Below are 2111 nucleotides of genomic sequence, written 5' to 3'. Positions count from 1 at the left end.
ACGCATGCCGCTACCGTTCATCCTGAGCCAGGATCAAAATCGCCATTGTATATGAATTGTTGATCTGACTAATCAAAGATGTATTTTATACTTTATTGACTTGTCGTGATCGTAATAGTTAATTACGCTTTCTTACCTGCTGTATTGAACTTCATCAATACAGACTGCTTAAATTTATTTGCTTCCCATCCTTTCAAAGATCTTTCCTGACTCACTCACTTTTGAGTGGCAGAATTTGTAAATGCTATCGGAATTGAACCGCTTCTTTCTTTCAGGCCTTTAACCTGCGCATCTTTTTATTTAAGAACTGTGTTATCTTTTTGTTGCTTTCCGCCGCGAAGCGGGCTGCAAAGGTACGCTTTTTATTTTCAAACTTCCAAATCTTTTTTCAAGATTTATTTTCACAACTCATTCAGCCTCTGTTTAAAAACACCGTACTTTTTAAAGATCTTCTTTTTTTTCTTTGCCCCTTTTCAGAAGCGGAGTGCAAAGGTAGTGTTTGTTTTCAAACTTCCAAACTTTCTTTGAAAAAGTTTTTCATGTCTCGCTTTCGCTAAATCGCTTGCTGTGCAAGCTTTTCAGCTTCTTCATCACCTCTGGCAACCTCTTTAAGAACTGTCCCGTTTTTGTTGGGAGTGCAAAGGTAGATAAAGTCTCTTCACTTCCAAATGTTTGGCGCAAGTTTTTTGATGAAAACCTCCTTGTAATGGGCGGAATGCAGCACTATGGCCTGGTATGCGTTTCAAAATATATGTCGGCGCACATGAAATGTTGACTTTTAAATGTTGATTGAGCGGCTATAACCGCAATTCGGCTCCAGGATCCCTTCTCCCCTACTTTTTGCTTGCCCAAAAAGTAGGCAAAAAAGGCAGTCTTCACCCGATCACGCCGGGGTTCAGACAGTCGCCCGATTTAACCACATTGCTACTGTGCTGCCAGGTAATGACCCCTTGACCTCTTATATGTCAATCTAAACATCATCATGCTCACTACATGCATTTCATTGTATTTGCGGCACACTACAAACGGTATTAAATACGTCAAATAGCATCGATCCTCAAACATCCCCAGTTTATAAAACACCGTTAGAATGGAATACAATTTGATTTGGCGGAGGTGGGATCAGATAAGGAAATGCCTTGCATCTATCCTGAAGAAAAGAATATCAATCCCTAACGTCATCCCTGGAGGTGGCCGATATAAGCGAGATTGTCCACCGCAACTGGACGCTTGCCAGGACAAGGAAGGCAAAATGATTACAGAGTTTACGCTTTTTTAAAGGGATATTTAAATAACTGGCCTGTTCGTGTCATCAGGTGGCGACTTAGCTTGACTTGATGACAATCAGCTTCAGCAACAATACGACACAGGTATCAACCATCATTGCAGTGCTGGAGCAAATACCGAAACAGATTCGTAATGTGGTTCAAAAACTAACCCTTGACATGGCAACAGGAATGAACTTTATGGCTAGCTGTTATTTCCCTAAAGCTCGTAAAGTCACCGATCGTTTTCATATGCTATAGTTAGCTTTTTTTACGATACAGAAACTGTGGATTCATTACCGGCTGGAAGCTCTGGATCAGGAAAATGAAACAGCAAAAGAAACTAAAGCCAACAGTTCGAATTATGTAGCCGAAGTCCCGGACAATAGAGATACCTTAACAATTGCTGGCGTCCACCGCTATGCACTTTATAAGAGCAAAACGATTGGACGTCGGCACAAAACGGGGCTGAACTTCTTCTGAACGATGTCCGGAATAAAGGAGATGTATGACCTGGCTTCCCGATTGGTGTTATTTATCGCTCTCGTCAGAACCGTTTAAACACATTATTTGAGCATTCCTAATTTCTTCAACAACCGAAATACGATGCGGCTGAGAATCTTTTAATGCCAAAATCAAATTATTTAGAGCAGCCCCCAAAAGCGCTTAAGAGATCCCGTCACTCCATTAGACTGACTAATATTTATGCCTCCTTTTTCTATCCCCAACTATTTTGCTTGATTTTTTTATTTGCAGCCACCGTAGTTGCCCTGATTCGGCTGCATTGGCGTTGGCACCGTTCATCGATGGCAATGCTGTTTGGCCATGCGTGTAGTTTCCCGCAAA

Annotated in this window: 1 protein-coding gene; it reads left to right on the top strand. The window is 41.4% G+C overall.

Going from position 1 to position 2111, the window contains the following annotated elements:
* The first annotated feature begins 1337 nt into the window (after positions 1-1337).
* Positions 1338-1526 carry a transposase gene (locus DN068_RS03510; protein ID WP_110997515.1) on the top strand — a complete coding sequence of 63 codons (189 nt, stop codon included), beginning with the start codon at positions 1338-1340 and terminating at the stop codon, positions 1524-1526.
* The last annotated feature ends 585 nt before the right edge of the window (positions 1527-2111 follow it).

The sequence above is a fragment of the Taibaiella soli genome (assembly GCF_003236175.1).
In the GTDB taxonomy this organism is placed as follows: Bacteria; Bacteroidota; Bacteroidia; order Chitinophagales; family Chitinophagaceae; genus QKTW01.
Note: the sequence above shows the minus strand (reverse complement) of the source record. Positions and strands in the feature narration are given on the sequence as shown.

What these genes read in the sequence shown, in the direction of transcription:
- DN068_RS03510 (WP_110997515.1), top strand. Translation starts at nt 1,338, where the DNA reads ATGACAATCAGCTTCAGCAACAATACGACACAGGTATCAACCATCATT.